A 23,649-nucleotide genomic window follows, 5' to 3' on the forward strand; every position below is an offset into this window, starting at 1 on the left:
TGACGTCAATCTTGATGCAATCGATCAATATGAACATGCTCTGGATCACCGCGGAAGAAGCGCTCTCCCGCCTCGGGACCAAACCGCAGACGCTTTATGCCAATGTCAGCCGCGGCCGCATCCGCGCCAAGCCGGATCCTGCCGATCCCCGCCGCAGCCTCTATCAGGCAGACGACGTCAAGCGCCTCTCTGAACGGCATGCCGGGCGGCGACAGTCGGCGGCGGTGGCAGCGGACGCGATCCGCTGGGGCGATCCAGTCCTGCCGACGACAATCTCGACGATTTCCAACGGGCGGCTTTTCTATCGCGGGCGCGATGCCGTCGAGCTGTGCGAACATGCCACGCTGGAACAGGTCGCATCGCTTCTCTGGGATACGGAAGACGTTCAGGTCACGGCGGGCAGGGCAGGGCAGAGCGGCTCCACCCGCATGGCTGCGGCCTTTGCCGGGCTTGCGACCCGGGTGATGAGCGACCTGCCGGCGCTGCGGCGAAAACCCTTCATCCTGCGCGCCGAAGCGGGGGACGTGCTCTCGACTGTCGCCACGGCGCTTGCGCCTTGGCCAGAACCGCTGCCCCTGCATGAACGGCTGGCTCTCGGGTGGCAGCGTCTCGATGCGGCCGAACCGATCCGCAGGGCGCTGGTGCTGGCGGCCGAACATGAACTCAACGTTTCCGCCTTTGCAGCGCGCGTGACGGCGTCGTCGGGCGCGGCACTCTCCGCTGCGGCGCTTTCCGGTCTTGCCACGCTCACAGGTCCGCGGCATGGCGGCGCCTGGACCAGCGTCCCGCTGCTCGCGGAAAAGGTGGCGTCGGTTGGCGTGCGCGAGGCGATCCGCAGCATGCTGTCCTCGGAAGGCGCGGTCAGGCCCTTCGGCCACAGGCTCTATCCGCATGGCGATCCACGGGCACGGGCGTTGATGGCGAGTTTCGAAGCCCCGCCGCTCTATGTCTCGCTTGCCGAAGCGGGGGAGGAACTGCTCGGGGAGCCGATCAACATCGATTTCGCACTGGCATCGCTTGCGGCGACTTTCGAGCTTCCCGAAGACGCGCCGCTTGTCATCTTCGCGCTTTCGCGCACCACCGGCTGGCTGGCGCATGCCATGGAGCAGGTCGAAAGCGGACACCTGATCCGCCCACGGGCGCGTTATGCCGGCACCGGTAGCGAATCCGGTGCATAGTGTCCTTTAAAGAACGGCGGCCTCCAAGGTTGACATGACACCACCACAATAACTCCTTTATCCTGCAAGGGAATCACGGGTGAGCATGGACGATGTTGGGTAGCGATTTCAGCTTGAGTTTGAGCCTGTTCGTGGCACAGGGTCGCGAACGCGACACGGCCGAGTTCTACAAGAACGTCTTCGGCGCCACGGAAACGAACTCCTATGAAATGTTGCGGCTGACGATGATCGAGCTGCAGCTTGGACCGATTGGCATCGTCGTCTGCGGATCCGATCCGGAAAGGGAAGCCGCTCCTTCCTATCAAGGACCTTACCATCCGAAAAACGACGGCGCCGTCAGCACGATCTTTCAACTGACGGTGCCGGATGTCGAAAGCGTCGTCGATGCGGCGTTTGAATTCGGCGGCATGATGCGCGACAGGATCCAGACGGACCTGAACGGCCGCCAGGTCGCCTCCATCTTCGATCCGGCCGGTCATGTCTGGGTGCTGATCGAGCGCGGGCAGGAGCAGGACGAGGAATAGGATCGTCGTGGCCGTTCTGGGTGCGGATAGAGACCGGGCCGCCGGACCGATCGGATCAGGTCAAGGGCGGATCAGCAGGATCGGGCAAGGGGCGCCGGCCGGTAGCTCCGGCGCGTGCGCCGGGCGGATGATGAGGCCATCGGAATGAGCAAAAATCTTCATCATCGATGAATCCTGCTTCCCGAAGGCCTCGGCCATGAGATTGCCGTCGCTATCCCGCGCCAGCCTGGCGCGCAGATAATCCTGGCGCTGGTCGTTGGCGGCCAGTGTGCTTGCCGCGACGCCCTGCACCTCCCTGCGCTTTTCCGGCAGATGCGCGAGCCTGCGGATCAGTGGTTCGAGGAAGAGCAGGCTGGTAACCAGGCTCGCCACCGGATTGCCGGGCAGGCCGAGGACATGCATGTCGCCGAGCGCGCCGACCATCAGCGGCTTGCCCGGCCGCATGGCGATGCGCCAGAAATCCAGCTCCATGCCGGCGGCTTTCAGCGTCGATTGTACAAGGTCATGATCACCGACCGAGGCGCCGCCGAGTGTCACCAGCACGTCGACCTCGGCGCCACGGGCCTTGTCGATGGCTGCGGTGATATCCTCGGGCCGGTCGCGGACGATGCCGAGATCGAGGACTTGGCCGCCATTGTCGCGCACCAGGGCGCAAACGCCGAAGGTGTTGGAGGCAATAATCTGCGCTTGTCCGGGCGTGGCGCCGGGCGGGACAAGCTCATCTCCGGTCGCAAGGATCGCGACGCGCGGGCGGCGATAGACGGAAAGCTCCGGGTGGTTCATGGCCGCCGCGACCGTCAGATGCGAGAAGTCGAGCAGCGTGCCGGCGGGGAGCACCGTCTCGCCTTCGACGAAGTCCTGGCCGCGGGGGCGCACATGCCTCCCCTTGATGACTTCGAACCGGGTGCGGATGCGGTCGCCTTCGAGCTTCTCGGCATCCTCCTGAATAAGGACTGAATCCGCCCCCTCCGGCAGGGGTGCACCGGTGAAGATACGTACCGTCTCGCCCTTGCCAACCGTGCCCTCAAAGGCGTGCCCGGCAGCGGCACTGCCGATCACCGACAGTTCGGTCCCGATCACCGGCGCGTCGGAAGCCTTGAGCGCATAGCCATCCATGGCAGACGCGTCGAAGGGAGGCTGGGTGAGGCGGGCAACGAGGTCCGTCGCAAGCACTCGGCCGTTTGCTTCGCCAAGAGCGACCGTCTCCACCGTGCCGATCGGGCAAGCCTTGACGAGCAGGCGGTTTTTCGCTTCGGAAACCGGCAGTAATGCCATTTCTCAATCCTCTGCGCGGTAGGTTCCGGATTTGCCGCCGGTCTTTTCGAGAAGGCGGATGCCGCCGATCTCCATGGCCCTGTCGACCGCCTTCGCCATGTCGTAGATGGTCAGGCAGGCGACCGAGGCGGCGGTCAGCGCTTCCATCTCGACACCGGTCTTGCCGGTCAGCTTGGCAGTGGCGGTCACCCGCAGCCCTGGAAGGGCCTCGTCCTCGGCAATGTCCACGACCACCTTGGTCAGCATCAGCGGGTGGCAGAGCGGGATGAGATCGGACGTCTTCTTGGCGGCCATGATGCCGGCCAGACGCGCCGTGCCGATCACGTCGCCCTTCTTGGCATTGCCCTGGCGGATCAGTGCCAGCGTCTCGGGCAGCATGCGGACGTAACCTTCGGCGGTCGCCGAGCGGCTGGTCTCGGCCTTGTCGCCGACATCGACCATATGCGCCTCGCCGGAAGCGCCGATATGGGTGAGGCCGGCCATTATTCCGCCGCCTGGGCCGTAGCCTGGCCGGTCAGCAGAAGACGCGTCGCGGCGGCCACGTCATCCTTGCGCATCAGGCTTTCGCCGACGAGGAAGGTGTTGATGCCGACCTTACGCAAGCGCTGGCAGTCCTCATGGGTGAATATCCCGCTTTCGCCGACGAGCAGCCGGCCGGCAGGCACCATCGGGGCGAGCCGCTCGCTCGTTTCGAGGTTGAGCTCGAACGTGCGCAGATTGCGGTTGTTGATGCCGATCAGCGGCGAGGGGAGTTTCAGCGCCCGCTCCGTCTCCTCTTCGTCATGCACCTCGATCAGCGCGTCCATGCCGAGCTCGGCGGCGACGTCATAAAGCTCTCGCGCCTCGTCGTCGGAAAGCGAGGCCATGATCAGCAGGATGCAATCGGCGCCCCAGGCGCGGGCCTCGTGGATCTGGTAGGTGTCGAACATGAAATCCTTGCGCAGCGCCGGCAGCGAGCAGGCGTTGCGGGCAGCGGTCAGGAATTCGGGCGCGCCCTGGAAGCTCGGCCCGTCGGTGAGAACGGAGAGGCAGGTGGCGCCGCCGGCTTCGTAAGCGGCGGCAAGCGACGGGGGATCGAAATCCGGGCGGATAAGGCCCTTGGAAGGACTTGCCTTCTTGATCTCGGCGATCAGGCCGAAGGCACCGCTATCCTGCCTGGCCTTCAGCGCCCGATGAAAGCCGCGCGGGGAGGGCTGGTCCGCGGCGCGGGCCGTCAGTTCGGCAAGCGGCACGCTCGCCTTGGCAGCGGCAATTTCCTCGCGCTTATAGGCTTCGATCTTCTTGAGGATATCCGTCATGACCTCAATCCTTGTCATTGGAGACGGCAACCAGACGGTCGAGCGCCGCAGCCGCTTCGCCGCCATCCAGCGAACGGGTGGCAAGCCGCATGCCGTCGGCGATCGTCTCCGCGTTGCCGGCAACCACCAGCGCGGCAGCCGCATTGCAGAGCGAAATATCGCGATAGGCATTCTTGGCACCGCCGAGCACGGCGCGCAATGCGGCGGCGTTATGAACGCCATCGCCGCCCTTGAGCTCGTCGAGCGTTGCAGGCTGCACCCCGAAATCCATCGGTGTCAGCTCGAAGGAGCGGATCTTGCCGTCTTCCAGCGCCGTCACCTGGGTAATGCCCGTGGTGGTGATTTCGTCCATGCCGTCGCCATGCACGACCCAGACCGTCTCCGAACCTAGGTCGCGCAGGACCTCGGCGATCGGGCCAAGCCATTTCGGCGCGAAGACGCCAAGAAGCTGGCGTTTGGCGCCGGCCGGGTTGGAAAGCGGGCCGAGCAGGTTGAAGATCGTCCTCGTGCCGAGCTCGACACGGCTCGGCCCGACATGACGCATGGCCGCGTGATGCATGGAGGCGAACATGAAGCCGATACTGGCTTCCTTGATGCAGCGGGAGATCAGATCCGGACCGATCTCCAGATTGACGCCCAGAACCGACAGCGTGTCGGCCGTACCCGATTTCGAGCTCAGCGCCCGGTTGCCATGCTTGGCGACCGGCACGCGACAGCCGGCGACGATCAGGGACGCCAACGTGGAGATGTTGTAGGTACCCAGGCCATCACCACCGGTACCGACGATATCGATTGCATCGGCGGGGCCGGAGACCGGCAGCATCTTCGACCGCATGGTTTCGACCGCGCCGGTGATCTCGGCAACCGTCTCGCCACGCACGCGCAGCGCCATCAGGAAGCCGCCGATCTGCGACGGCGTCGCCTCGCCGGACATCAGGATGTCGAACGCGCCGCGCGCCTCTTCGTGAGTGAGGCTCTCGCCATTGGCAACCTTGGCAAGCAGGGGTTTCAGCTCAGGCATGGTCGGCCGTCCCTCTGGTTTACTGGAGCATGGCCTGATCGACGACGGTCTGGTTGACGGACACGCCGTAGCTGTCCTTCAGACTGTTGACCATCTGATCGAGCATGTCGTCACCCGCAGCATTCGCCATCTGCTGCAGCTGCGGGTCGCCGGACAGCGCATCCGTCGCCGCCTGGTCGACGGCAGCCACCTTCATCAGAAGGCGGCTTTCACTGTCGGATCCGAGGGCGGTCGCCGTGGTGTTGACCGGCCCGGAAAAAGCCGCCGTAATCGCCTCATTGCCGAAGATCGCATCTTCGGCGCCACGTCGCAGGCCCTGCTTGTTCTCGACCGCGACGCCAAGCTCGGTGGCAATCGCTGCCAGCGTCTCGCCCTTGTCGAGGCGGGCCTTGAGCTCGGTCGCGCGGGCGGCAAGCGCCTTGCGTTGCTGTTCGGCAGTCCAGTCGGCAACGGCCTTGTCACGCACATCGGCGAGCGGGCGGTCGCGCTCGGGCACGATATTGCGCACCTCGAACCAGACATAACCGTCATTGCCGAGGTTGACCGGGATGGTGTCGGCGCCCGGCTCGGTGCGGAAAACATCGCCAAGCAGCGCTGTGGAAGCGGGCAGTTCGGTGATGCGTTGCTCCTTCTCGTCGCGACCGGAGGCATCGGACGTCACGGTGACGGCCTTGAGATTGAGCGCCTTGGCAGTGTCCTCGAGCGAGGTGCCGCCGCTGCGCATATCCTCGAAACGGTCGTGAACGCTCAGGACTTCCTGGGACGCGGAAGACACGGCAAGCCGCTTGCGAATGTCTTCCTTGACCTCGTCGAACGAACGCGTCGTCTCCGGGCGGATATTGGTGATGCGCAGGATCACCGGACCGAAGGTGCCGTCGATGACCGGGGTCGTGCCGCCACTTGCGCTGACCTTGAAGGCCGGATCGGCAAAGGCCGGATCGGGCACGTTCTCCCTCGTGAAGTCGCCAAGCAGAACATCCGTCGCCGTCTTGCCCTGATCCTTGATGATCTGGTCGAAAGTGGCGGTACCGTCCTTCAGCTGCGTTGCGGCAGCCTGCGCCATTTCCTTGTTGGGGAAGGGGAGTTGCTCGATCCTGCGCGTTTCGTGGGTCTTGAAGCTGTCCTTGCGCTTGTCATAATCGGCGCGCGCTGCTTCGTCGGTGATCGAAGACGCGTCGGCGATATCGCCCGGCTGCAGCTTCACATACGTAAAGGTGCGGTATTCAGGTGCGCGGTAACGGGTCTTCACGCCCTCGAACCAGGCAGCGAGCACATCGTTTGCCGGCGCCTTCACCGGATCGATATTGGCGTTGGACAGCAGGACATAGTCGATCGTGCGGGTTTCGTCGCGATAGCTCTTCAAGGCATTGACCAGCACTTTCGGCGGCTGGAAGCCGTCCGAAACCGCCTCGACGATCTGGCTGCGCACAGCGACCTTGCTGCGCTCCTTGATATAATCGTCTTCGCGGATGCCGGCATTGCGCAGACGGGAGGTGAAGAGGTTGCGGTCGAACTGGCCGTTGACGCCCTTGAAGGCCGGGTCCTCGGCGATCAGGTTGGCGAGACGGTCTTCCGAAAGGCCGAGGTTCATGTCGTCGGAAAGCTGATCGAGTGCGGCGCCGGCTGCGAGCTGCGTGAAGACCTCGTTCTGGATGCCGAAGGCGCTGGCCTGCTCGGCCGTCAGCTGCGTGCCGAACTGGCGGCTGAGATTTGCGATCTGCCGCTGGTAGGCGAGGCGGAATTCCTGGCTCGAAATCTGCTGGTCCCCGACGGTCATCACCGTGTTGCTGCCGGTCGTGACCAACGATTGAGAAGCACCCCAGATGGCAAACGAGGCAACCAGAAGCAGGAGAAGCGACTTGGCAACCCAGGAGCGGGCGGCGTTTCTGAGGGAATCAAGCATCGATCGACATACCTTGCGAACAGTTCCTGCCGCCCGGAAAAGGCGGATTGAAGGACTGTCTCTAAATCAAACCGAGATAGAAATGAAGGCATGCCGACGGAAAAGCGAAAACCTCCCGTTCAGGCGCGTCTGGCGGTCTTCACAATCGACGAAATCGGGCCCGCGTCAAGCCGGTCGGCGAGGGCCTGCGCATCCCGCGGCGCGCGCACTTTCACATCGTTGTCGAAGTAGACATAGACATCCCGGCCATGCGCACGCGGCGGGGAGGGTGGCCCGACGCGTTCGGCGTTCTTGGGATCGCGGCCCTTCACCCATTGACCGATCAGCTGCGCCCAGCGGTCAAGCGCCTTGTCATCGTATCCGCTGACATAAAGCTGTTCCGAGCCATGCAGGCGGCAATAGACGAAATCGGCGGTGAGATCCATCAGGAGCGGCCATTCGACCGTATCGGCAACGACCAGGCCAACCTTATAGTGACGCAGCAGATCGATAAATTCCTGCGAGCGAAAACTGTCGTGGCGGATTTCCAGCGCGTGGCGGATCGGCCGATCCGCATCCGTCTCGGCGTAATCGCGTCCGTCGAGACGCGAATCGTGCCGGCCGGCGAGTTCGGCGGCATCTCCCGTGGTCTTCGGCAGCAGCTTCAGAAACGGCTCGAAACGTTCGGTTGAAAATTTCATCCGCGGGGGAAACTGCCAGAGAACCGGTCCCAGCTTCCTGCCGAGGCGCAGGACGCCGGACGCCAGGAAATTGGCGAGCGGCGTTTCGATGTCGGTGAGGCGGCGCATATGGGTGATGTAACGCGATCCCTTGATCGCGAAGACGAAGTCGTCGGGTGTCGCTTCATACCAGGCAGCAAAGCTTTCCGGCCGTTGAAGCCCGTAGAAGGTGCCGTTGATCTCGATCGACCGGAAATGCTCGGCGGCATAGGTCAGCTCCTGCTTCTGCGGCAGGCCCTCGGGATAAAACACGCCGCGCCAGGGCTTGTAGGTCCAGCCCGAAATGCCGATCCGGATATCGCCCGACTTCTTCTTCATCGCACCACCTGACGTCATGGTGGCCCGAACACAATTTTGGTGCGGTGGTTCCCGGCATCAGCTCTATTTCGAAGATGAAGAAGGCTCCGAGCGCAATGAAACCGAAGCCGACGATCTGCTTCCAAACGGAAGATTTAGTGAAGTGTCTCGGGACGGACTTCGTCTTCCAGAATGCGGAAGGCTTCGTAAAGCGCCTCGACCAGGATATCGGTCAGCTTGTCGGCGTCGTTGTCCTGAAGAAACAGCGCGAGCGACTGTTCGGACGGCTCGTGGGTATTGGCTTCGTTCGACATATCATTGTCCTCAGTCTGAACCGGAATCATTCCGGATGAGGCCGACGTTAGAGACGCTCGCTTGCGCCGAGCTTGACAAAGAGGCACGCCGACTAGGAAGCCTCAGCGAGAGGGAACGGGCGTCAGTCGGTAACGTTCCAACTTTGCAGAAACAGGACACTTTAACTTTGCGGCTACATACAGATATCGCATAAGATAGATTATGGAACCAATCCATATGCCAGAAGCCTAGGAAATAAGGGATTGTATCGACGAGCCCGCCGAAGATCAGAGATCGACGGTGACTTCGAACGTGAGGCCGTCATAGGCCGGTTCGACATGCGGCGGCGTTTCCGCCAACACCGTATCGTAGTCGAGCGGAAGATGCATATGCGTCAGAACCGCGTGCTTCGGCGCAAATCTCCCGATCCATTCGAGCGCCTGTTCGAGCGACAGATGGCTCGGATGGTATCTGTACTGCAACGTGTCGATGATCAGGACATCGAGCCCGCCGAGCCTCGATACGCTTTCGGGCGGAAAATCGCTGACGTCGCTGCAATAGGCCACGTCGCCGATCCTGAAACCCAGCGAATGGATGTCGCCATGCACCTGCAGATGCGGCAGGAACCGGATCGGACCTCCCGGCCCGTCTATGACGATCGGCTCGTCCATGGTCTCGATCAGGAACGGTCGGACGATCGGCGGGTAGTTGCCGCCGGGCGGCGTTTCCAGGCAGTAGCCGAACCCCTGGCGGATCCGGTCCATGGTGAACGGATCGGCATGGATCGGGATACGATGGTGCTGCAGGATGAAATAGCCGCGCAGGTCGTCGATGCCGTGCAGATGATCCGCATGGGCGTGAGTGTAGAGAACCGCATCGACCCGCTGCACATTGGCGGCGATCATCTGTTCGCGAAAGTCCGGGCCGGTATCGATCACCACCACGGTGCTGCCGCCATCGGGCGCGATCTGCTCGACCATGAAGGCGGCACGGGTGCGGCGGTTCCTCGGGTTATTCGGATCGCAGGCGCCCCAGTCGCCATTCAGCCGCGGCACGCCCGGCGACGATGAGCAGCCAAGAATGGTGAAGCGCCGCCGATACCTCGCCACAGGTCACAGCCTCGGCATCTTGGAGAAGATGCGGAACGCGTTCTCCGTGGTGATCCTGACGATTTCCTCGTAGCTGACGCCCATGCACTCGGCAAGCACCTCGGCCGTATTGACCACGTAGGACGGCTCGTTACGCTTGCCACGCCAGCGTTTTGGCGCCAGATACGGCGCGTCGGTCTCGACCAGCAGTCGGTCGAGCGGCACGGTTCTGGCGATCGCGCGAAGGTCTTCCGATTTCGGAAATGTCAGAATTCCTGAGAAAGAGACATATCCGCCGAGCTCGACGCCGATGCGGGCAAGTTCGGCGCCGGACGAGAAGCAGTGCAGGATGAAAGGGAAGGTCCCCTTCCCGCTTTCCGCCGTCAGTATCTCGGCCATGTCCTCGTCAGCGCTGCGGCTGTGGATGACGAGCGGCAACCCGGTTTCGCGGGCGGCGGCAATATGGCGGATCAGCCCGGTCTTCTGGTCGGCTGGCGTCTGCGTGTCGTAGAAATAGTCGAGCCCGGCCTCGCCGATCGCGACGATCTTTTCATGCGCATTGGCGAGCCGCACCAGGTCTTCAGTCTGGATGTCCAGCTCTTCGCCGGCATTGTTCGGATGGGTGCCGACCGAGCAGAAGACCGAGGGATATTGCTCGGTGAGTGCCAGCAGCCCGTCGAGTTTTCGCACCCGCGTCGAAATCGTCACCATCTGGCGGACGCCCGCCTCATGGGCGCGCGACACGATCGCGTCACGCTCCGCGGCGAAATCGGCAAAATCCAGGTGGCAATGGGTATCGATCAGCATGGATAAGGCCTTATATGGTCGCTTCCGGCGCGACATAACGCGGGAAAACCGGCGCTGGCGCTTCGAGCGGCGTGCCGGGCCTCAGGCGGCCAGCCTCGCCGAGTGCCGCGAAATCCCGTTTATCGGCCGGAGAGGCCACCAGGTCGAGCAGCTTTGCCGACGAGTCCGGCATAAACGGCTGCAATAGAATGGCGATCTGGCGTACGACCTCCGCCGTCACGTAGAGCACGGTACCCATGCGGGCCGGATCGGTCTTTTTCAGCACCCACGGCGCCTGCGCCGCGAAGTAACGGTCCGTCTCGGAAACGATGCCGATGATGGCCGCCAGAGCCCGGTTGATGAGCTGTTTGTCCATCTCATCGCGGCAGACGGCGATCAGCCCGTCGGCAGCCGCAAGCAGTTCCTTGTCGGCGTCGGTGAGCTCGCCCGGTTCCGGAACATGGCCGTCGCAATTCTTGACGATCATCGACAGCGAGCGGCTGGCAAGGTTGCCGATGCCATTGGCCAGATCCGCATTGACGCGGGTGGCAATCAGCTGTTCGTTGCAATTGCCGTCCTGGCCGAAGGAAATCTCGCGGCAGAGATAATAGCGCAGGTAGTCGAGCCCGAACTTCTCCAGAAGCTCGAACGGATCGACGACATTGCCGACCGACTTCGACATTTTCTCGCCGGCATTCAGCACGAAGCCGTGGGCAAAGACGCGCTTCGGCAACGGCAGCTTGGCCGACATCAGGAAGGCCGGCCAGTAGACCGCGTGGAAGCGGATGATGTCCTTGCCGATGACATGCACATCCGCCGGCCAATACCTGGCGCGCGGGCCGTTCGGGTCTTCCATATAGCCCGTTGCGGTGATGTAATTGGTCAGCGCATCGACCCAGACATACATGACGTGCGCCGGATCGTTCGGTACCTTGATACCCCAGTCGAAGGTCGTGCGTGATACCGACAGGTCCCGCAAGCCGGATTTCACGAAGGAGATCACCTCGTTGCGGCGCTCGTTGGGGCCGATGAAATCCGGGTTTTCCTCGTAGTGTTTCAGCAGCCTGTCGCCGTATTCGGAGAGCTTGAAGAAGTAGCTGGACTCCTCCACCCACTCCACAGGCGTACCCTGCGGTCCGTAGCGGACGCCATCGCGCACTGACGTCTCGTCCTCGGCATAAAACGCCTCGTCACGTACCGAATACCAGCCGGCATAGGTGTCCTTGTAGATGTCGCCGTTGTCGGCCATGCGGTTCCAGATGTTCCTGGAGGCTTCGTGATGGCGCGGCTCGGTGGTGCGGATGAAATCGTCGTTGGACGCGTTGAGCAGCTTGCCCATCGCCCGGAATTCGCCGGAATTGCGCTCGGCAAGCGCTTCCGGCGAAATGCCTTCGGCGCGCGCCGTCTGCTGCATCTTCTGGCCATGCTCGTCCGTGCCAGTCAGGAAGAAAACATCCTTGCCGTCGAGGCGCTGGAAGCGCGCCATGGCATCCGTGGCGATCAACTCGTAGGCATGGCCGATATGCGGCTTGCCGTTCGGGTAGGAAATCGCGGTGGTGATGTAATAGGGCGTCTTGTCGGACATCAGGGGCACTCGTGCACTTGGGATTTGGGGCACTTGGATTTGGATCATGCGCTCTTAGCGCATGTTTCGCGGATGCGAAACACAAAGTTCCTTATGCGGTTCGCCCCTGCCCTTTGGATCAGCGCCGCGCAGCATCGAGGATCGACAGGATTGTCTGCTTGCGGTCGAGATTATAGGCCTGTGCGATGGTGATCTTCTCGTTCATGTCGCTGACGAGTTTCGCCTGCCGGTCCGCCGTCGGAAGATCGCCGGCAAGGGCGGCATTGCGCGCTTTGTCGATCAGGTGATCGCTCAAATGCTCCAGGAAAAAGCCGAAGATCACCTCGCTGTCCTTGCCGGACAGGACATCCGCCAACCGGTGCATCGCCTTGCGGGCCGTGGGACCGTCGGCCGCAACCACCTCGTCGAAGGCGGAAATGATCTCGGTGCCGCCATAGTTCAGGAGTTTCAGCGCCTGGGAAACGCTGCCCTTGGACATGCCGAGCACCATCTCTTGCGTCTTGCCGCCGTCGAGCGACATGCCGAGGCCTGCAAGCGCTTTCGAAAGATCCTGGTCACCGAGTGGAGACAGCCGCAGCGACTGGCACCGTGAACGGATCGTCGGCAGCAGTTTTCCCGGGGCATGGGAGAGGACCAGGAAAAGCGCCCGCCGAGGCGGCTCCTCGAGGATCTTCAGGATAGCGTTTGCCGCATTGCGGTTGAGGTCGTCGGCGGGATCGATGATGACGATCCGCCAATTGCCGGTGCCAGAAGTCTGGGAGAAGAAATGCCCGGCCCTGCGCACCTCGTCGACCGTGATCGCCGTTTTCGTCTTGCCGGTCTTTTCATCCACCGGGCGGGCGAGGTGCAGGAGGTTATGCGAGGCGCCGGAGGCGATCTGCCGGCTGACGGACGAATTGAGATCGGGATCGGCGATATGATCGGGCGCCGTCGCTGGATCCGGATGCGAAAGCACGTGATTGGCGAAACGGAAGGCGAGCGTCGCCTTGCCGATGCCTTCAGGCCCTTCGATCAGGATCGCGTGATGGCCCTTCCCCGACTGGTAGCTGCGGGCAAGAAATTCCTCGGCGGCCTGATGTCCATAAAGATGCGGATTGCGCGCCGGCGGCACGGCGCCTTCCAGAATGCCGGCGGTTTCCTCGCTCATCCGACCGATTCCGCGCTGCTCTTCTGGGTAAAGCTCAGTTCGCGCACCAAAGGCTCGACGATCGCGAAAATCTCCTCGGCGATCTCGTCTTCCGAGCGCTCGGCATCGACCACGTGGCAGCGTTCCGGTTCCGCCTCGGCGATCTCGAGATAGGCCTCGCGACGTTTTTCGTGGGTCTCGATCTCCTCGCGCTCGAAGCGGTCGGGCGCGCTGTCGGCGCCACGCTTGCGGGCGCGTTTCAGCCCGACTTTGGCGGGCAGGTCGAGGATCAGGGTGCAATCCGGCACCACACCGTTGATCGCCACCCGCTGCAGGGCCTCGATATAGTCAGGTTCGAGATTGCCGGTGACGCCCTGGTAGACGCGCGAGGAATCGATAAACCGGTCGCAGAGCACGACGGCGCCGCTTTCGAGCGCCGGCCGGATGACTTCCTCGACATGGTCGTTGCGAGCCGCGGCAAACAGGATCGCCTCCATCCGCACGCCGAACTCTTCCGCAGCGCCCGAAAGGAGAACGTGGCGCACGGCCTCCGCCCCCGGCGAACCTCCAGGCTCGCGGGTCATCAGCACATCATGGCCGCGGCGGCGCAGCTGATCAGCAAGCCGGCGAATCTGGGTGGATTTGCCAGCCCCCTCGCCGCCTTCGAAAGTTACGAACAATCCGGAATGTTCTGCCACGCGTCTTTCCGCACTCATTTCAGGCTTCGGTTATAACGCATATGGGTGCGCTGCGAAACATCGTCTTGTCAAAGCCAGAAGAACATCAGTTCGAGCAGCGCGTCCGTTGCCTGGCTCACGAGGCTGCCCGTTCCGACCGGTTTGGCCGTTACCAACGGCACTTCGCGCACCACCCGGTCGCCCGCCATAATTCTCAGCACGCCGACATCCTGGCCTTCCGTCACCGGAGCCCGCAATGGCCAGCGATAGACGATTCGCCCGGACAGGCGGTCGGGATTATTGGCCGGCAGGTAGATATCGACCGGTTCCCGGGCGACGAGGTCGACATGGCTCAACGTTCCGCCATAGACGCTCGCCTGGCCAATCACCTCGCCCTGTTTGAACAGGACCTTGGTCTCGAACGAGGACAGCGCCCATTCGAGCACCCTTCTCGCCTCCTCCAGCCGCTCCTTGTCGCTCGCAAGCCCGCCCATGGCAAGGAAGAGCCGCGTGCCGTTACGTGCCACCGACGCCACCAGCGCATAACCCGAACCTTCGGCGAAGCCGGCGCCGAGGCCGTCAACGCCGATATTGAGCGAAAAAAGCGGGTTCTTGTTGCGCTGGAAGATCTTGTTCCAGGTAAAATCCGGCTGGGCGTAGATCGGATAGAATTCCGGGTATTCGCGAAAGATATGGCGGGAGAGTTCGACAAGGTCGCGCGCGGTCGTGCGGCTTTCCGTGTCCGGCAGGCCGGTGGAGTTGCCGAAGACGGAGCGGCCGAGCCCGAGATCCTTGGCGCGCGCCGTCATCCGGGCCGCGAATTCGCGTTCGGAATGGGAAAGGCCCTCCGCCAGCACGATACAGGCATCGTTGCCGTTCTGGACGACGACGCCCTTGACGAGGTCTTCGACGCGTATCTGGGATTTCAGCGCCGCGAACATGGTCGTGGTGCCCGAGGGCGCTCCACCGGTGCGCCAGGCGAATTCGGAAACCGGGAAGATCGTGTCGCGGCTGATCTCGCCGCGCTTCAACGCACTGAAAACCACTTCCATAGTCATCAGCTTGGCAAGCGAGGCCGGCGGAAAGCCCTGGTTTTCGTTGGAGGCGAGCAGCACCGTGCCGGTCTTCGCCTCGACCATGTAAACCTGCTTCGCCTTGGTCACGAAGGCGGGCGGCGGTTCCTGCGCGTTGACGGCTCCCGAGGGTGCTCCGGCTTGCAGGCATACCAGGCAAAATAGAATCAGCAGGCGCCGCATGATCACCCCACGAACCGTCCGACCTATGCGTAGCAGTGGCGACTGCACCCTGCAATCGCCCATGAATTAGCGCACGGGCTTTTGAGCGGCCTTGGGACCTTCCAGCACCATGTTACCGAACATGACCTGCGGGGCTTTTGCCTGCGGAGCGGATGAATAGGCGGTTTCCAGGTTCCGGCTCTGCGGTGGCCGCGCCTGAGCCTCGACGGGGTAGGACGACGCGACCTGCCGGTTTTGCGCGGGAGCAACCCCTGCAACGGGCCGTTCGATCGGATGCGGACCGACCTGCGGCAACATCGAGAAATTCTCGAAGGCCTCGAAGGCCTGAGGCGCGGAAGATACCGCGGCCGGCGCGCTCGGCGTGCGGCCGGCAAGCGCGATCGGACGCGGCATGGCCGAGCTGTAGCTCTGGAGCTGGTCGCCCAGCGTCTGGTTCGACGCGACCATGACGCCGGTGGCGATCTGGCCTTCCGGCCGGATCGACGGCAGGCGATCGCCCTTGCGGATGTATGATGCCATCAGGAACGGCATGTCCTTCCCGTCCATGCGGGCGCGGCCGACATATTGCACGTTGACGCGGGCCGTGCCGATCCGCTTCATATCGAGCATCTCGGCGGTCTTGTCGGAAACGTCGATGATCCGGCCCGGATGATACGGCCCCCGGTCATTGACCCGCACGATGACTGAGGTGCCGTTGTCGATATTGGTCACGCGGGCATAACTCGGCAGCGGAAAGGTCGGATGCGCGGCCGACAGGTGGTCGCTGTCATAGACTTCGCCATTGGCCGTCAGGCGGCCGTGGAAGGCCGACCCGTACCAGGAAGCAAGACCGCTCCTGTTGTAGTTCGGATCTTCCTTGGGAACGTAAGTCTGACCCTTTACCTCGTAAGGTTGGCCGACCATGAACCGGCCGCCCCCTTTCGGCACCGGGCGGCCGTCACCGACCACGCGCGGACTCGCCTTGACCCCATATTCCTTTTCGGAGAAATACTCTTTGCTGCGGGGTTTCGACTTCGGTGCCTCAGTCGTAGCGCAGGACGCCATCCCCGCGCAGACCATCGTCATCCCGAGCCATTTCGCACCCAGCGAAAGCTTGTCGCCACTCACACCCAAACTCATCCGTCCCATGCCGCCTTCACTGCAATACGCCGCAAACGGTCCTAGTAACCGTGCCACTTTTCACAGCCATTGAACCGGTCCGGGACATACCCCTATCCGCCGGACACAATGGAAGCGAACTTTTGCTAGCATCGCGGCAAAAATGCGAATGAAAACGGGGGGAAAGATAAAATTCTATTTGATATGGTTAATCATTCTCTAACAACGACCACCCCAGCCCAAGCTTAGCTCCACCGGAACCCGATTATTGCACAGTCAAAGTTCCGGATCATCATGCCATCGCGTCTGGAAAGACAGGTGACCGGTAAATACTGCCTGCCCATATTCGTTACGCACCTCGATGGAGATCGAACCCTTCCCCCGATCCGGGAACTCCTCGCGGGCGATGTCCGCCAATATCCGACTGACCTCGCGGCTGATCTCCTCGCGGGTCGATATTTCCTGACCTTCATTGTCTCGCACAGGCCCGTCGCCATTGATCAGATCGAAGAAATATCGCGCCATGCCTTGCTCACTGCCTTGAGTACTTATCGACCGAATTTCCTTTGGCGGCATTTGTTCCCGCCCGGTGTCAGCGTTTCGGAGGGATCTATATAGCTTCCTCATCCGTTCTTGCCTTGGATACTGATACCCACAGAGGAAAACCGTGATCGACTCCTTGCTTCTCAACCTCGAACAGCACGACCTTCTCACCGATGAAGAGCGCGACATCCTCAGGCGTATCACGGGTCGTGAAAGGCGTTTCTTGGCGGGAGAAGATCTGGTGGTCGAGGGGTCGAGGCCCGGCTACAGCAGCCTGCTCGTGGACGGGTTTGCGGCCCGCTACAAACTCACGGCAGAAGGCACGCGGCAAATCACCGCGATCCACGTCGCCGGCGACTTCGTCGACCTGCACGCGTTCCTGCTGAAAACCATGGATCACGGCATCGTTGCGCTTTCTCCATGCCATGTAAGCCTCAGCGACCATGCCGACCTGAAGCAGGTCACCGAACAGCATCCGCACCTGACCCGGATGTTGTGGCTCGATACGCTGATCCACGGCTCGATCCACCGCGCCTGGATCGTCGCGATGGGGCGGCGCTCCAAGGTCTCGCACCTCGCCCACATTCTATGCGAACTCTATGTCCGGCTGGGAGTGGTCCGCCGCACCAACGGCTGGGCCTTTCACTTTCCGCTCTCGCAGGGCGAGATGGCCGACGTGCTGGGGTTGTCGCTCGTCCACATGAACCGCGTCATCCAGACATTGAGGCGAGAACGCCTGATCTCCTGGTCCAACCAGACGATCACCATCCTTGACTGGGAACGACTGAAGGAGGTGGCCGAATTCGATCCCACCTATCTCAGCCTGTCCGTGGAGCCACGGTGAGAGGGATTAGGGATATCACCGCGCGGTATGGGATACGCCAAAAATGGCGGAAGAGGTGGGATTCGAACCCACGGTACGGTTTCCCGCACGCCGGTTTTCAAGACCGGTTCCTTAAACCACTCGGACACTCTTCCAGTGCGCTGGCTTTATAACGGTCACGCGTCCAGCGTCAACCTCGCCTGCCCCATCAGCTCTCGGCGAAGCTTTTCAGCGTCTCGCCGGAAAGCCGGTAGCGTATCCACTCGTTCATCGGCTCGGCGCCGATCGCCTCGTAGACCCGGATCGCCGGTTCGTTCCAGTCGAGCACGCTCCATTCGAACCGGCCGCAACCGTTCTCGATGGCGATCTGTGCCAGCCGCTTCAGCATTGCCTTGCCGGCGCCGAGCCCGCGTGCCGCCGGCGTCACATACAGGTCTTCGAGATAGAGTCCGTTTCTCGCCTGCCAGGTCGAATAGCTGAAGAACCAGATCGCCATGCCGACCGGTACGCCGTCCTCTTCGCAGACCAGCGCCCTGGTCACGGACGCCTCGCCGAAAATGGAGCTTTCGATCGTCTCCACCGTGGCCGCGACCTCGTGCTCGGCCTTTTCGTAGATCGCCAACTCGCGGATGAAACCGAGCAGCGCCGCCGCATCCCCGCGAACGGCCTCACGTATGGTCAACGCCATCGAAAACCCTTTGAATTGAATAGGCTGAAGCTATGTCTTGAAGCGGGTTTCAGTGTCAAGAGAGGTGCCGCGGCCCTCATTCGGCCGCGGTCTTGATCTCGACCACCTCGACTTCGTAGGAATACCCGTCCAGCATGCCGTAGGCCTGCTCGATGTTGCCGATCTCGGTCTCGGCCTTGCCGATCGCGTCGTTGATCGCTTCACACCGGGATTTCAGCATGCGGCCCAGAACGTCCGTCTCGGGCTTGCGGCCGATACGGTCGATGTGGTTGCGGATGCGGGCGCGGTGGCGCTCCATCTCCAGGATATGGAAGCGGGCATTGACGATCTTGTCGGTCAGCTTGCGACGCATGGCGGCGACCGGATCGAAACTTCCCGGCTCGCGCTCGTCGAGAATGATCTCGTTGACCAGCGTTTCGAGAATCACCAGCCCCTGCAGGTCCTTCGTGTCGGCGAGTTCCGGGTCGTAACCCGTATCGTCGTAGACTTTTCTGCGTACCGGATCGGAGAGCAGTTCATAGGACACGGTCAGCTTTCCGAATGCATCGACGTCGCCGCCGGCATCCGGATGAACCGTTTTCGCGCGTTTGCGATAGGCCGACTTGATGGCAACGCCATCCGCCTCGCGCGAAACACCAAGCATCTCATAAGGGTCGATCACAGTGTCACCTGTTTTCGGCAAATCCGGTTTCATTGTCTAACGGCTAAGGCCAGCGGTCTCAACCCCTCACCGACTCTTGTGGCCAATTATGGGCAGCCCTTACCCTTGCGGGATTTTCCCACAGAGCAGTCAAGCCAGCCGGGGTCGCCGGCGCGGCCAGGTCAAGCGGCGGCCCTCGGCGACGGGCGCCATCAGAAAGCTGACCAATACGCAGGGCAGCAGCACCAGGAAGGTCGCAACGAGATTGACATGTTCGGCAATGAAGCCGAGCAGCGGCGGCACGCCGATCGTCGACAACATCAGCGTCAGGCCCAGCGCCGCGAGATTTTCCGAGGGCTGACCCTTGCCAAGCTCGATCGTTGTCGAGACCGCTAGCGGATAAGCGAGCGCCACGCCGCAGCCGATCAGGAAAAGCGCCAGGCCGGAAAGCGTCAGGCTCGGCGTCGCCACGAGAAGGACAATTCCAAGAGCGACGGAAACGGCCGAGAACCGCACCAGCACCATGGATCCGAACCTGTCCCGCAGCATGTCGCCGGAAAGTCGCGTCAGCCCCATGCCGACGGTGAAGGCGGCATAAAGCACGCCGGCAATCGCCGGATCGGCGTTGAGCTGTTCGCGCAGAAAAAAGATGCCCCAGTCGTAGACCGCGCCCTCGACGATGCAGAGGCCGAAAACCATGACGCAGATCAGCACGATCATCCTGTCGGGAAGTACATATGCCCCGCGCCTGTGGTCGGGCCGCGTCTGCGAAGACGTCTCCCGGGGAGTGACCCAGAACACCAGCAGGCATGCGGCGACGACAAAACCGGCGGCCATGGTCTGCTGCACGAAGGGCGTCACGGCCTTTTCGGCCAGGAAGCCGGAACACAGGGAGCCGGCCAGCAAGCCGACCGACCAGAAACCGTGGCTGCGGGACAGCACCTTCCGGCCGGTGCGCTGTTCTATACCGGCGGAAATCATGTTGGCAGCCACGTCGAAAATGGTGCGGAAAAAACCGAAGAGAAAGAAACAGATCACGAACCCGGCGACCGGAAGGATTGTCAGGGCCGGCGTCAGCATGGCGCAGATCGGCAGGGTGACGAGTGCCGTCAGCCGCGGCGTAAAGCGATCGTTGATACGTCCGGCAAGCGGCAACGCGAGAAAGGTGCCAACGGGGGCGCTCAGCAGCGCCAGACCGAGAGCGGCCTTGTCGATTCCCAGCGACGCCTGGATAGCCGGCAACCGCGTGAACAGCGAAATGAACAGGATGGCGTTGCTGAAATAAAGCAGGGCCGGCGGTAAAAGGTTTTTCATCGAAATTGCACGTCCGGGCGAATCAATATTCCCGTTGCATTCCTGACAGCGTCGGCCGATACCGACAAGCCGCGATAACGGGACCCTGCCCTGCGCCTCCGATGGCCGAAATATCACGAAAATGTGCGGAAAACGGCAGCGGGAGCTTCAACGCGTCATCATCCTGTAATCATTCGGATTCGTTTGCCTTCAAGAAAGGCGTTGCGCGAAAAACGCGCAGACGCCATCTTCTCCTTGCGGCTAAAGGCGCTAGCCTTGTGGTACCGTCCTTGGAGAAAGCCCGATGCTGGTTCGATATTTTGCAGTCGTTCTGTGTTTCGCTCTCTGTTCCTTCACCGCCGTCAAAGCCGAGGATCCGGTCGCCAATGCCCAGGCGGTGATTTCCGGCCAGATCGCCGCGCTCATGAACGATGACGCGGAAAAGGCCTATTCCTTCGCGTCGCCCGGAATCCGTAGCCTCTATCCCAACAAGGACCGGTTCCTGGATATGGTGCGGAAAAGTTACGAGCCGGTCTATCATGCCGGCAACTATGCCTTCGGCCGCTCGAAGATGATCGGCGGCGGCGAAGTGGTGCTGCAGGAAGTGATGATCAGCGCCAGGGAAGGCAAGGACTGGACGGCCATCTACGAGATGCGGCTGATGGACGACGGGTCCTACAAGGTGAACGGCGTGCGGATGATCCGCAACACCGCCAGCCAGGGCATCTGATCGCCTTGATCACACGGGATCGATATCGCCCCTCGCCCACATTTCCTGGGTTTCGGCATAGAAATCTGCGAACCGGCCCTCGGCAATCGCAAGGCGGATACCCTTCATCAGGTCCTGATAGTAATTCAGGTTGTTCCAGGACAGCAGCATGCCGCCGAGTGCCTCGTCGGCACGCACGAGGTGGTGCAGATAGGCCCGGGAATAGTCGCGGGCTGCCGGGCAGTTCGATTCCTCGTCCAGCGGCCGCAGGTCTTCGGCATGGCGGGCATTGCGGATATTGACCTTGCCGCGGCGGGTGAAGGCGAGCCCGTGGCGGCCCGAACGGGTCGGCATCACGCAATCGAACATGTCGATCCCGCGCGCGACCGATTTCAGCATGTCGTCCGGCGTGCCGACGCCCATCAGGTAACGCGGTTTTTCGAACGGCAGGACCGGAAGCGTCGTTTCGAGCATTTTCAGCATGACGTCCTGCGGCTCGCCGACGGCGAGACCGCCGACCGCATAACCCTTGAGATCGAGCTGTTTCAGCCCTTCGGCGGAGCGGATGCGCAGGTCCGGCTGGTCGCCGCCCTGGACGATGCCAAACATCGCCTTGCCGGGCTGATCGCCGAACGCGACGCGGCAGCGTTCGGCCCAGCGCAGCGACAGTTCCATCGCCCGCTCGATCTCCTTGGGTTCGGCCGGTAGCGCCACGCATTCGTCGAGCTGCATCTGGATATCGGAGCCGAGCAGGCCCTGGATCTCGATCGAGCGCTCCGGCGACATGTGGTGCAGGCTGCCGTCGACATGGCTCTTGAAGGTGACGCCCTTCTCGTCGAGCTTGCGAAGACCCGACAGCGACATGACCTGGAAACCGCCGCTATCGGTGAGGATCGGATGTTTCCAGCGGATCAGCTCATGCAGGCCGCCGAGCCGGGCGACGCGCTCCGCGCCCGGGCGCAGCATCAGGTGATAGGTATTGCCGAGGATGATGTCGGCGCCGGTATCGCGCACCTGGTCGAGATACATGGCCTTGACCGTGCCGACCGTGCCAACCGGCATGAAGGCCGGCGTGCGGATCGTGCCGCGCGGCATGGTGATTTCGCCAAGCCGGGCGCCGCCGTCAGTGGCCTTGAGATTGAACTGGAAAGTCTCGGTCATCGGTTGTCCCGGAAAAGCAGGCTGGAATCGCCATAGGAATAGAAGCGGTAGCCGGTTTCGATCGCGTGGGCATAGGCCGACCGCATCGTCTCCAGGCCAGAAAAGGCCGAGACGAGCATGAACAGCGTCGATCGCGGCAGGTGGAAATTGGTCATCAGCATATCGACCGCCTTGAAGCGATAACCGGGCGTGATGAAGATGTCGGTCGCGCCGCTCCAGGCTTTTACCGTGCCGTCCTCGGCTGTGGCGCTTTCGATCAGCCGCAGCGACGTGGTGCCGACGCAGATGATGCGGCCTCCGGCGCGTTTCACCGCATTCAGCCGCGCGGCGGTCTCGGCGCTGACATGGCCGATCTCATGGTGCATCTTGTGCTCGGCCGTGTCGTCGGCCTTGACCGGCAGGAAGGTGCCCGCCCCCACATGCAGCGTCACGAAATGCCGTTCGATACCTGCGGCATCAAGGCTCGCGAACAGGTCCGGCGTGAAATGCAGACCGGCGGTCGGGGCGGCAACCGCGCCCTCCTCGCGGGCATAGATGGTCTGGTAGTCCTTTTGGTCCTGCGCATCTTCCGGCCGTTTGGCCGCTATATAAGGCGGCAACGGAATGTGCCCGACCGCCATGATCGCCTCATCCAGCGCCGGGCCGGAAAGGTCGAAGCGCAGCGTCACTTCCCCGCCCTCGCCCTTGTCTTCCACGGTCGCGGCGAGTGAACCGATCAGGCAGGCATTGCCGCCATGTCCGAATTCGATCCGGTCGCCGATCTTGATGCGCTTTCCGGGCTTGGCGAAGGCCTTCCAGCGATCGGGGGCGACACGCATATGCAGCGTCGCGGAGACCTGTTGTCCGCCCGCCCCTTCGCGGTGGCGGATGCCTTCCAACTGTGCCGGTATGACCTTGGTGTCGTTGAAGACCAGTGCATCGCCCGGTTTTAGAAAACCCGGCAGATCGGACACGCGGTGATCGGCAAGCACCGGCTCGCCGTCCGGCCTGACGACGAGCAGCCGGGCGCTGTCGCGCGGGCTCGCGGGCCTCAGCGCTATATTTTCTTCCGGGAGATCGAAGTCGAAGAGATCGACGCGCATGGACTTTCCAGAAATAGGAAACCCGCCCCGCCGACAGACGGAGCGGGCCGTTCGTTTAAGTTAGATCAGACGTCGGCGGCGACGCGTACCGAAACGATCGAGTCGGGATCCTTGACCGGCTCGCCCTTCTTGATCTGGTCGATGAAGTCCATGCCTTCAATGACCTGACCCCAGACGGTGTACTGCTTGTTCAGCCACGGCGCGTCGGTGAAGCAGATGAAGAACTGCGAATTGGCCGAGTTCGGGCTCTGCGAACGGGCCATGGAGCAGGTGCCGCGGACATGCGGGACGGCGGAGAATTCAGCCTTCAGGTCCGGCTTTTCCGAGCCGCCCATGCCGGCGCGGGCCGGGTTGAAGCTCTCGGAACCCTGCTTGCCGAACTTCACATCGCCCGTCTGGGCCATGAAATCGGGAATGACGCGATGGAAAACGACGCCGTCATAGGCGTTTTCGCGGGCGAGTTCCTTGATGCGGGCGACGTGGCCCGGTGCCAGGTCAGGCAGCAGCGAAATGACAACCTTGCCCTTGGTGGTTTCCATGATGAGGGTATTTTCCGGATCCTTGATCTCGGCCATGTGCTTTCTC

Annotated in this window: 25 protein-coding genes and 1 tRNA gene; 4 read left to right on the top strand and 22 right to left on the bottom strand. The window is 62.3% G+C overall.

What is annotated here, in order from left to right; all coding sequences use genetic code 11:
- Positions 1–35 precede the first annotated feature (35 nt).
- Positions 36–1,178 carry a citrate synthase gene (locus ABCW43_RS18385; protein WP_345927458.1) on the top strand — a complete coding sequence of 381 codons (1,143 nt, stop codon included), beginning with the start codon at positions 36–38 and terminating at the stop codon, positions 1,176–1,178.
- 113 nt (positions 1,179–1,291) lie between these two features.
- The gene (locus ABCW43_RS18390) at positions 1,292–1,702 is read left to right on the top strand and encodes a VOC family protein (RefSeq protein ID WP_345927049.1); all 411 of its coding nucleotides are present in this window, start codon (positions 1,292–1,294) and stop codon (positions 1,700–1,702) included.
- A gap of 60 nt (positions 1,703–1,762) precedes the next feature.
- Here the strand turns inward: ABCW43_RS18390 and ABCW43_RS18395 are convergent, their stop codons facing one another.
- The 15 genes from ABCW43_RS18395 to ABCW43_RS18465 all read right to left on the bottom strand — a co-directional run bounded on the left by ABCW43_RS18395 (position 1,763) and on the right by ABCW43_RS18465 (position 16,701).
- Positions 1,763–2,977, bottom strand: coding sequence for a molybdopterin molybdotransferase MoeA (locus ABCW43_RS18395; protein ID WP_345927051.1), 1,215 nt, complete (start codon positions 2,975–2,977; stop codon positions 1,763–1,765).
- A 3-nt stretch (positions 2,978–2,980) separates the two neighbouring features.
- Complete coding sequence (gene moaC, locus ABCW43_RS18400) at positions 2,981–3,460, bottom strand: cyclic pyranopterin monophosphate synthase MoaC (protein ID WP_345927053.1); 480 nt, start codon at positions 3,458–3,460, stop codon at positions 2,981–2,983.
- Entirely contained in the window at positions 3,460–4,275 is an 816-nt protein-coding gene (gene trpC / locus ABCW43_RS18405; RefSeq protein ID WP_345927055.1) for an indole-3-glycerol phosphate synthase TrpC, read from the bottom strand. The genes moaC and trpC overlap by 1 nt, the downstream gene beginning before the upstream one ends.
- A 4-nt stretch (positions 4,276–4,279) precedes the next feature.
- Positions 4,280–5,296 (bottom strand): anthranilate phosphoribosyltransferase, encoded by a 1,017-nt coding sequence (trpD, locus tag ABCW43_RS18410; protein ID WP_345927057.1) that lies wholly within the window; start codon positions 5,294–5,296, stop codon positions 4,280–4,282.
- 19 nt (positions 5,297–5,315) lie between these two features.
- Positions 5,316–7,199: a peptidylprolyl isomerase gene (locus tag ABCW43_RS18415; protein ID WP_345927059.1), complete on the bottom strand. Its 1,884-nt coding sequence runs from the start codon at positions 7,197–7,199 to the stop codon at positions 5,316–5,318.
- 119 nt (positions 7,200–7,318) lie between these two features.
- The gene (locus ABCW43_RS18420; RefSeq protein WP_345927060.1) at positions 7,319–8,236 is read right to left on the bottom strand and encodes a DUF72 domain-containing protein; all 918 of its coding nucleotides are present in this window, start codon (positions 8,234–8,236) and stop codon (positions 7,319–7,321) included.
- Positions 8,237–8,370: 134 nt separating this feature from the next.
- A complete protein-coding gene (locus ABCW43_RS18425) occupies positions 8,371–8,529 on the bottom strand; it encodes a hypothetical protein (protein ID WP_345927062.1) in 159 nt (52 codons plus the stop codon).
- A gap of 267 nt (positions 8,530–8,796) precedes the next feature.
- On the bottom strand, positions 8,797–9,618 hold the full coding sequence (locus ABCW43_RS18430) for an MBL fold metallo-hydrolase (RefSeq protein ID WP_345927064.1): 822 nt from the start codon (positions 9,616–9,618) through the stop codon (positions 8,797–8,799).
- A gap of 3 nt (positions 9,619–9,621) precedes the next feature.
- Positions 9,622–10,404, bottom strand: coding sequence for a TatD family hydrolase (locus ABCW43_RS18435; RefSeq protein WP_345927066.1), 783 nt, complete (start codon positions 10,402–10,404; stop codon positions 9,622–9,624).
- A gap of 10 nt (positions 10,405–10,414) precedes the next feature.
- Positions 10,415–11,968 carry a methionine--tRNA ligase gene (gene metG / locus ABCW43_RS18440; protein WP_345927068.1) on the bottom strand — a complete coding sequence of 518 codons (1,554 nt, stop codon included), beginning with the start codon at positions 11,966–11,968 and terminating at the stop codon, positions 10,415–10,417.
- A gap of 118 nt (positions 11,969–12,086) precedes the next feature.
- Complete coding sequence (locus ABCW43_RS18445; RefSeq protein ID WP_345927070.1) at positions 12,087–13,115, bottom strand: DNA polymerase III subunit delta'; 1,029 nt, start codon at positions 13,113–13,115, stop codon at positions 12,087–12,089.
- Positions 13,112–13,810 carry a dTMP kinase gene (gene tmk / locus ABCW43_RS18450; RefSeq protein WP_445738974.1) on the bottom strand — a complete coding sequence of 233 codons (699 nt, stop codon included), beginning with the start codon at positions 13,808–13,810 and terminating at the stop codon, positions 13,112–13,114. The genes ABCW43_RS18445 and tmk overlap by 4 nt, the downstream gene beginning before the upstream one ends.
- Positions 13,811–13,860: 50 nt before the next feature.
- Positions 13,861–15,027: a D-alanyl-D-alanine carboxypeptidase family protein gene (locus tag ABCW43_RS18455; RefSeq protein ID WP_345927074.1), complete on the bottom strand. Its 1,167-nt coding sequence runs from the start codon at positions 15,025–15,027 to the stop codon at positions 13,861–13,863.
- A 66-nt stretch (positions 15,028–15,093) separates the two neighbouring features.
- On the bottom strand, positions 15,094–16,146 hold the full coding sequence (locus tag ABCW43_RS18460) for a septal ring lytic transglycosylase RlpA family protein (protein WP_345927076.1): 1,053 nt from the start codon (positions 16,144–16,146) through the stop codon (positions 15,094–15,096).
- 255 nt (positions 16,147–16,401) lie between these two features.
- Positions 16,402–16,701 carry a DUF6894 family protein gene (locus ABCW43_RS18465; protein WP_445738975.1) on the bottom strand — a complete coding sequence of 100 codons (300 nt, stop codon included), beginning with the start codon at positions 16,699–16,701 and terminating at the stop codon, positions 16,402–16,404.
- Between the two features lie 91 nt (positions 16,702–16,792).
- Between ABCW43_RS18465 and ABCW43_RS18470 the strand changes: the two genes are divergently transcribed.
- Entirely contained in the window at positions 16,793–17,512 is a 720-nt protein-coding gene (locus ABCW43_RS18470) for a Crp/Fnr family transcriptional regulator (RefSeq protein ID WP_345927078.1), read from the top strand.
- Positions 17,513–17,556: 44 nt separating this feature from the next.
- Here ABCW43_RS18470 and ABCW43_RS18475 read toward each other — a convergent pair.
- The 4 genes from ABCW43_RS18475 to ABCW43_RS18490 form a co-directional block, all read right to left on the bottom strand.
- Positions 17,557–17,646 (bottom strand) — tRNA-Ser (locus ABCW43_RS18475).
- Positions 17,647–17,699: 53 nt separating this feature from the next.
- Entirely contained in the window at positions 17,700–18,179 is a 480-nt protein-coding gene (locus ABCW43_RS18480) for a GNAT family N-acetyltransferase (RefSeq protein WP_345927080.1), read from the bottom strand.
- A gap of 76 nt (positions 18,180–18,255) precedes the next feature.
- On the bottom strand, positions 18,256–18,840 hold the full coding sequence (locus ABCW43_RS18485; RefSeq protein ID WP_345927082.1) for a J domain-containing protein: 585 nt from the start codon (positions 18,838–18,840) through the stop codon (positions 18,256–18,258).
- Between the two features lie 129 nt (positions 18,841–18,969).
- Entirely contained in the window at positions 18,970–20,133 is a 1,164-nt protein-coding gene (locus ABCW43_RS18490) for an MFS transporter (RefSeq protein WP_345927084.1), read from the bottom strand.
- Positions 20,134–20,416: 283 nt separating this feature from the next.
- On the opposite strand from ABCW43_RS18490, the gene ABCW43_RS18495 reads away from it, so the two are divergent.
- Entirely contained in the window at positions 20,417–20,842 is a 426-nt protein-coding gene (locus ABCW43_RS18495) for a DUF4864 domain-containing protein (RefSeq protein WP_345927085.1), read from the top strand.
- Positions 20,843–20,851: 9 nt separating this feature from the next.
- Here the strand turns inward: ABCW43_RS18495 and tgt are convergent, their stop codons facing one another.
- The 3 genes from tgt to ABCW43_RS18510 all read right to left on the bottom strand — a co-directional run bounded on the left by tgt (position 20,852) and on the right by ABCW43_RS18510 (position 23,639).
- On the bottom strand, positions 20,852–21,982 hold the full coding sequence (tgt, locus tag ABCW43_RS18500) for a tRNA guanosine(34) transglycosylase Tgt (protein ID WP_345927087.1): 1,131 nt from the start codon (positions 21,980–21,982) through the stop codon (positions 20,852–20,854).
- A complete protein-coding gene (gene queA, locus ABCW43_RS18505) occupies positions 21,979–23,064 on the bottom strand; it encodes a tRNA preQ1(34) S-adenosylmethionine ribosyltransferase-isomerase QueA (RefSeq protein ID WP_345927089.1) in 1,086 nt (361 codons plus the stop codon). The genes tgt and queA overlap by 4 nt, the downstream gene beginning before the upstream one ends.
- 65 nt (positions 23,065–23,129) lie before the next feature.
- Positions 23,130–23,639: a peptidylprolyl isomerase gene (locus ABCW43_RS18510; protein WP_210009440.1), complete on the bottom strand. Its 510-nt coding sequence runs from the start codon at positions 23,637–23,639 to the stop codon at positions 23,130–23,132.
- Positions 23,640–23,649 lie beyond the last annotated feature (10 nt).

Source organism: Neorhizobium tunisiense, from assembly GCF_039631515.1.
Lineage (GTDB): Bacteria > Pseudomonadota > Alphaproteobacteria > Rhizobiales > Rhizobiaceae > Neorhizobium.

Excerpts from the sequence above, each read along its gene's own strand:
- ABCW43_RS18495 (WP_345927085.1), top strand. The coding sequence starts at position 20,417 with ATGCTGGTTCGATATTTTGCAGTCGTTCTGTGTTTCGCTCTCTGTTCC.
- trpD (WP_345927057.1), bottom strand. The coding sequence starts at position 5,296 with ATGCCTGAGCTGAAACCCCTGCTTGCCAAGGTTGCCAATGGCGAGAGC.
- ABCW43_RS18490 (WP_345927084.1), bottom strand. The coding sequence starts at position 20,133 with ATGAAAAACCTTTTACCGCCGGCCCTGCTTTATTTCAGCAACGCCATC.
- ABCW43_RS18455 (WP_345927074.1), bottom strand. The coding sequence starts at position 15,027 with ATGCGGCGCCTGCTGATTCTATTTTGCCTGGTATGCCTGCAAGCCGGA.
- ABCW43_RS18435 (WP_345927066.1), bottom strand. The coding sequence starts at position 10,404 with ATGCTGATCGATACCCATTGCCACCTGGATTTTGCCGATTTCGCCGCG.
- trpC (WP_345927055.1), bottom strand. The coding sequence starts at position 4,275 with ATGACGGATATCCTCAAGAAGATCGAAGCCTATAAGCGCGAGGAAATT.
- ABCW43_RS18415 (WP_345927059.1), bottom strand. The coding sequence starts at position 7,199 with ATGCTTGATTCCCTCAGAAACGCCGCCCGCTCCTGGGTTGCCAAGTCG.
- tgt (WP_345927087.1), bottom strand. The coding sequence starts at position 21,982 with ATGACCGAGACTTTCCAGTTCAATCTCAAGGCCACTGACGGCGGCGCC.
- metG (WP_345927068.1), bottom strand. The coding sequence starts at position 11,968 with ATGTCCGACAAGACGCCCTATTACATCACCACCGCGATTTCCTACCCG.
- tmk (WP_445738974.1), bottom strand. The coding sequence starts at position 13,810 with ATGAGTGCGGAAAGACGCGTGGCAGAACATTCCGGATTGTTCGTAACT.
- ABCW43_RS18420 (WP_345927060.1), bottom strand. The coding sequence starts at position 8,236 with ATGAAGAAGAAGTCGGGCGATATCCGGATCGGCATTTCGGGCTGGACC.
- ABCW43_RS18425 (WP_345927062.1), bottom strand. The coding sequence starts at position 8,529 with ATGTCGAACGAAGCCAATACCCACGAGCCGTCCGAACAGTCGCTCGCG.
- ABCW43_RS18445 (WP_345927070.1), bottom strand. The coding sequence starts at position 13,115 with ATGAGCGAGGAAACCGCCGGCATTCTGGAAGGCGCCGTGCCGCCGGCG.
- ABCW43_RS18480 (WP_345927080.1), bottom strand. The coding sequence starts at position 18,179 with ATGGCGTTGACCATACGTGAGGCCGTTCGCGGGGATGCGGCGGCGCTG.
- ABCW43_RS18395 (WP_345927051.1), bottom strand. The coding sequence starts at position 2,977 with ATGGCATTACTGCCGGTTTCCGAAGCGAAAAACCGCCTGCTCGTCAAG.
- ABCW43_RS18465 (WP_445738975.1), bottom strand. The coding sequence starts at position 16,701 with ATGCCGCCAAAGGAAATTCGGTCGATAAGTACTCAAGGCAGTGAGCAA.
- moaC (WP_345927053.1), bottom strand. The coding sequence starts at position 3,460 with ATGGCCGGCCTCACCCATATCGGCGCTTCCGGCGAGGCGCATATGGTC.
- ABCW43_RS18510 (WP_210009440.1), bottom strand. The coding sequence starts at position 23,639 with ATGGCCGAGATCAAGGATCCGGAAAATACCCTCATCATGGAAACCACC.
- ABCW43_RS18385 (WP_345927458.1), top strand. The coding sequence starts at position 36 with ATGCTCTGGATCACCGCGGAAGAAGCGCTCTCCCGCCTCGGGACCAAA.
- ABCW43_RS18460 (WP_345927076.1), bottom strand. The coding sequence starts at position 16,146 with ATGAGTTTGGGTGTGAGTGGCGACAAGCTTTCGCTGGGTGCGAAATGG.
- queA (WP_345927089.1), bottom strand. The coding sequence starts at position 23,064 with ATGCGCGTCGATCTCTTCGACTTCGATCTCCCGGAAGAAAATATAGCG.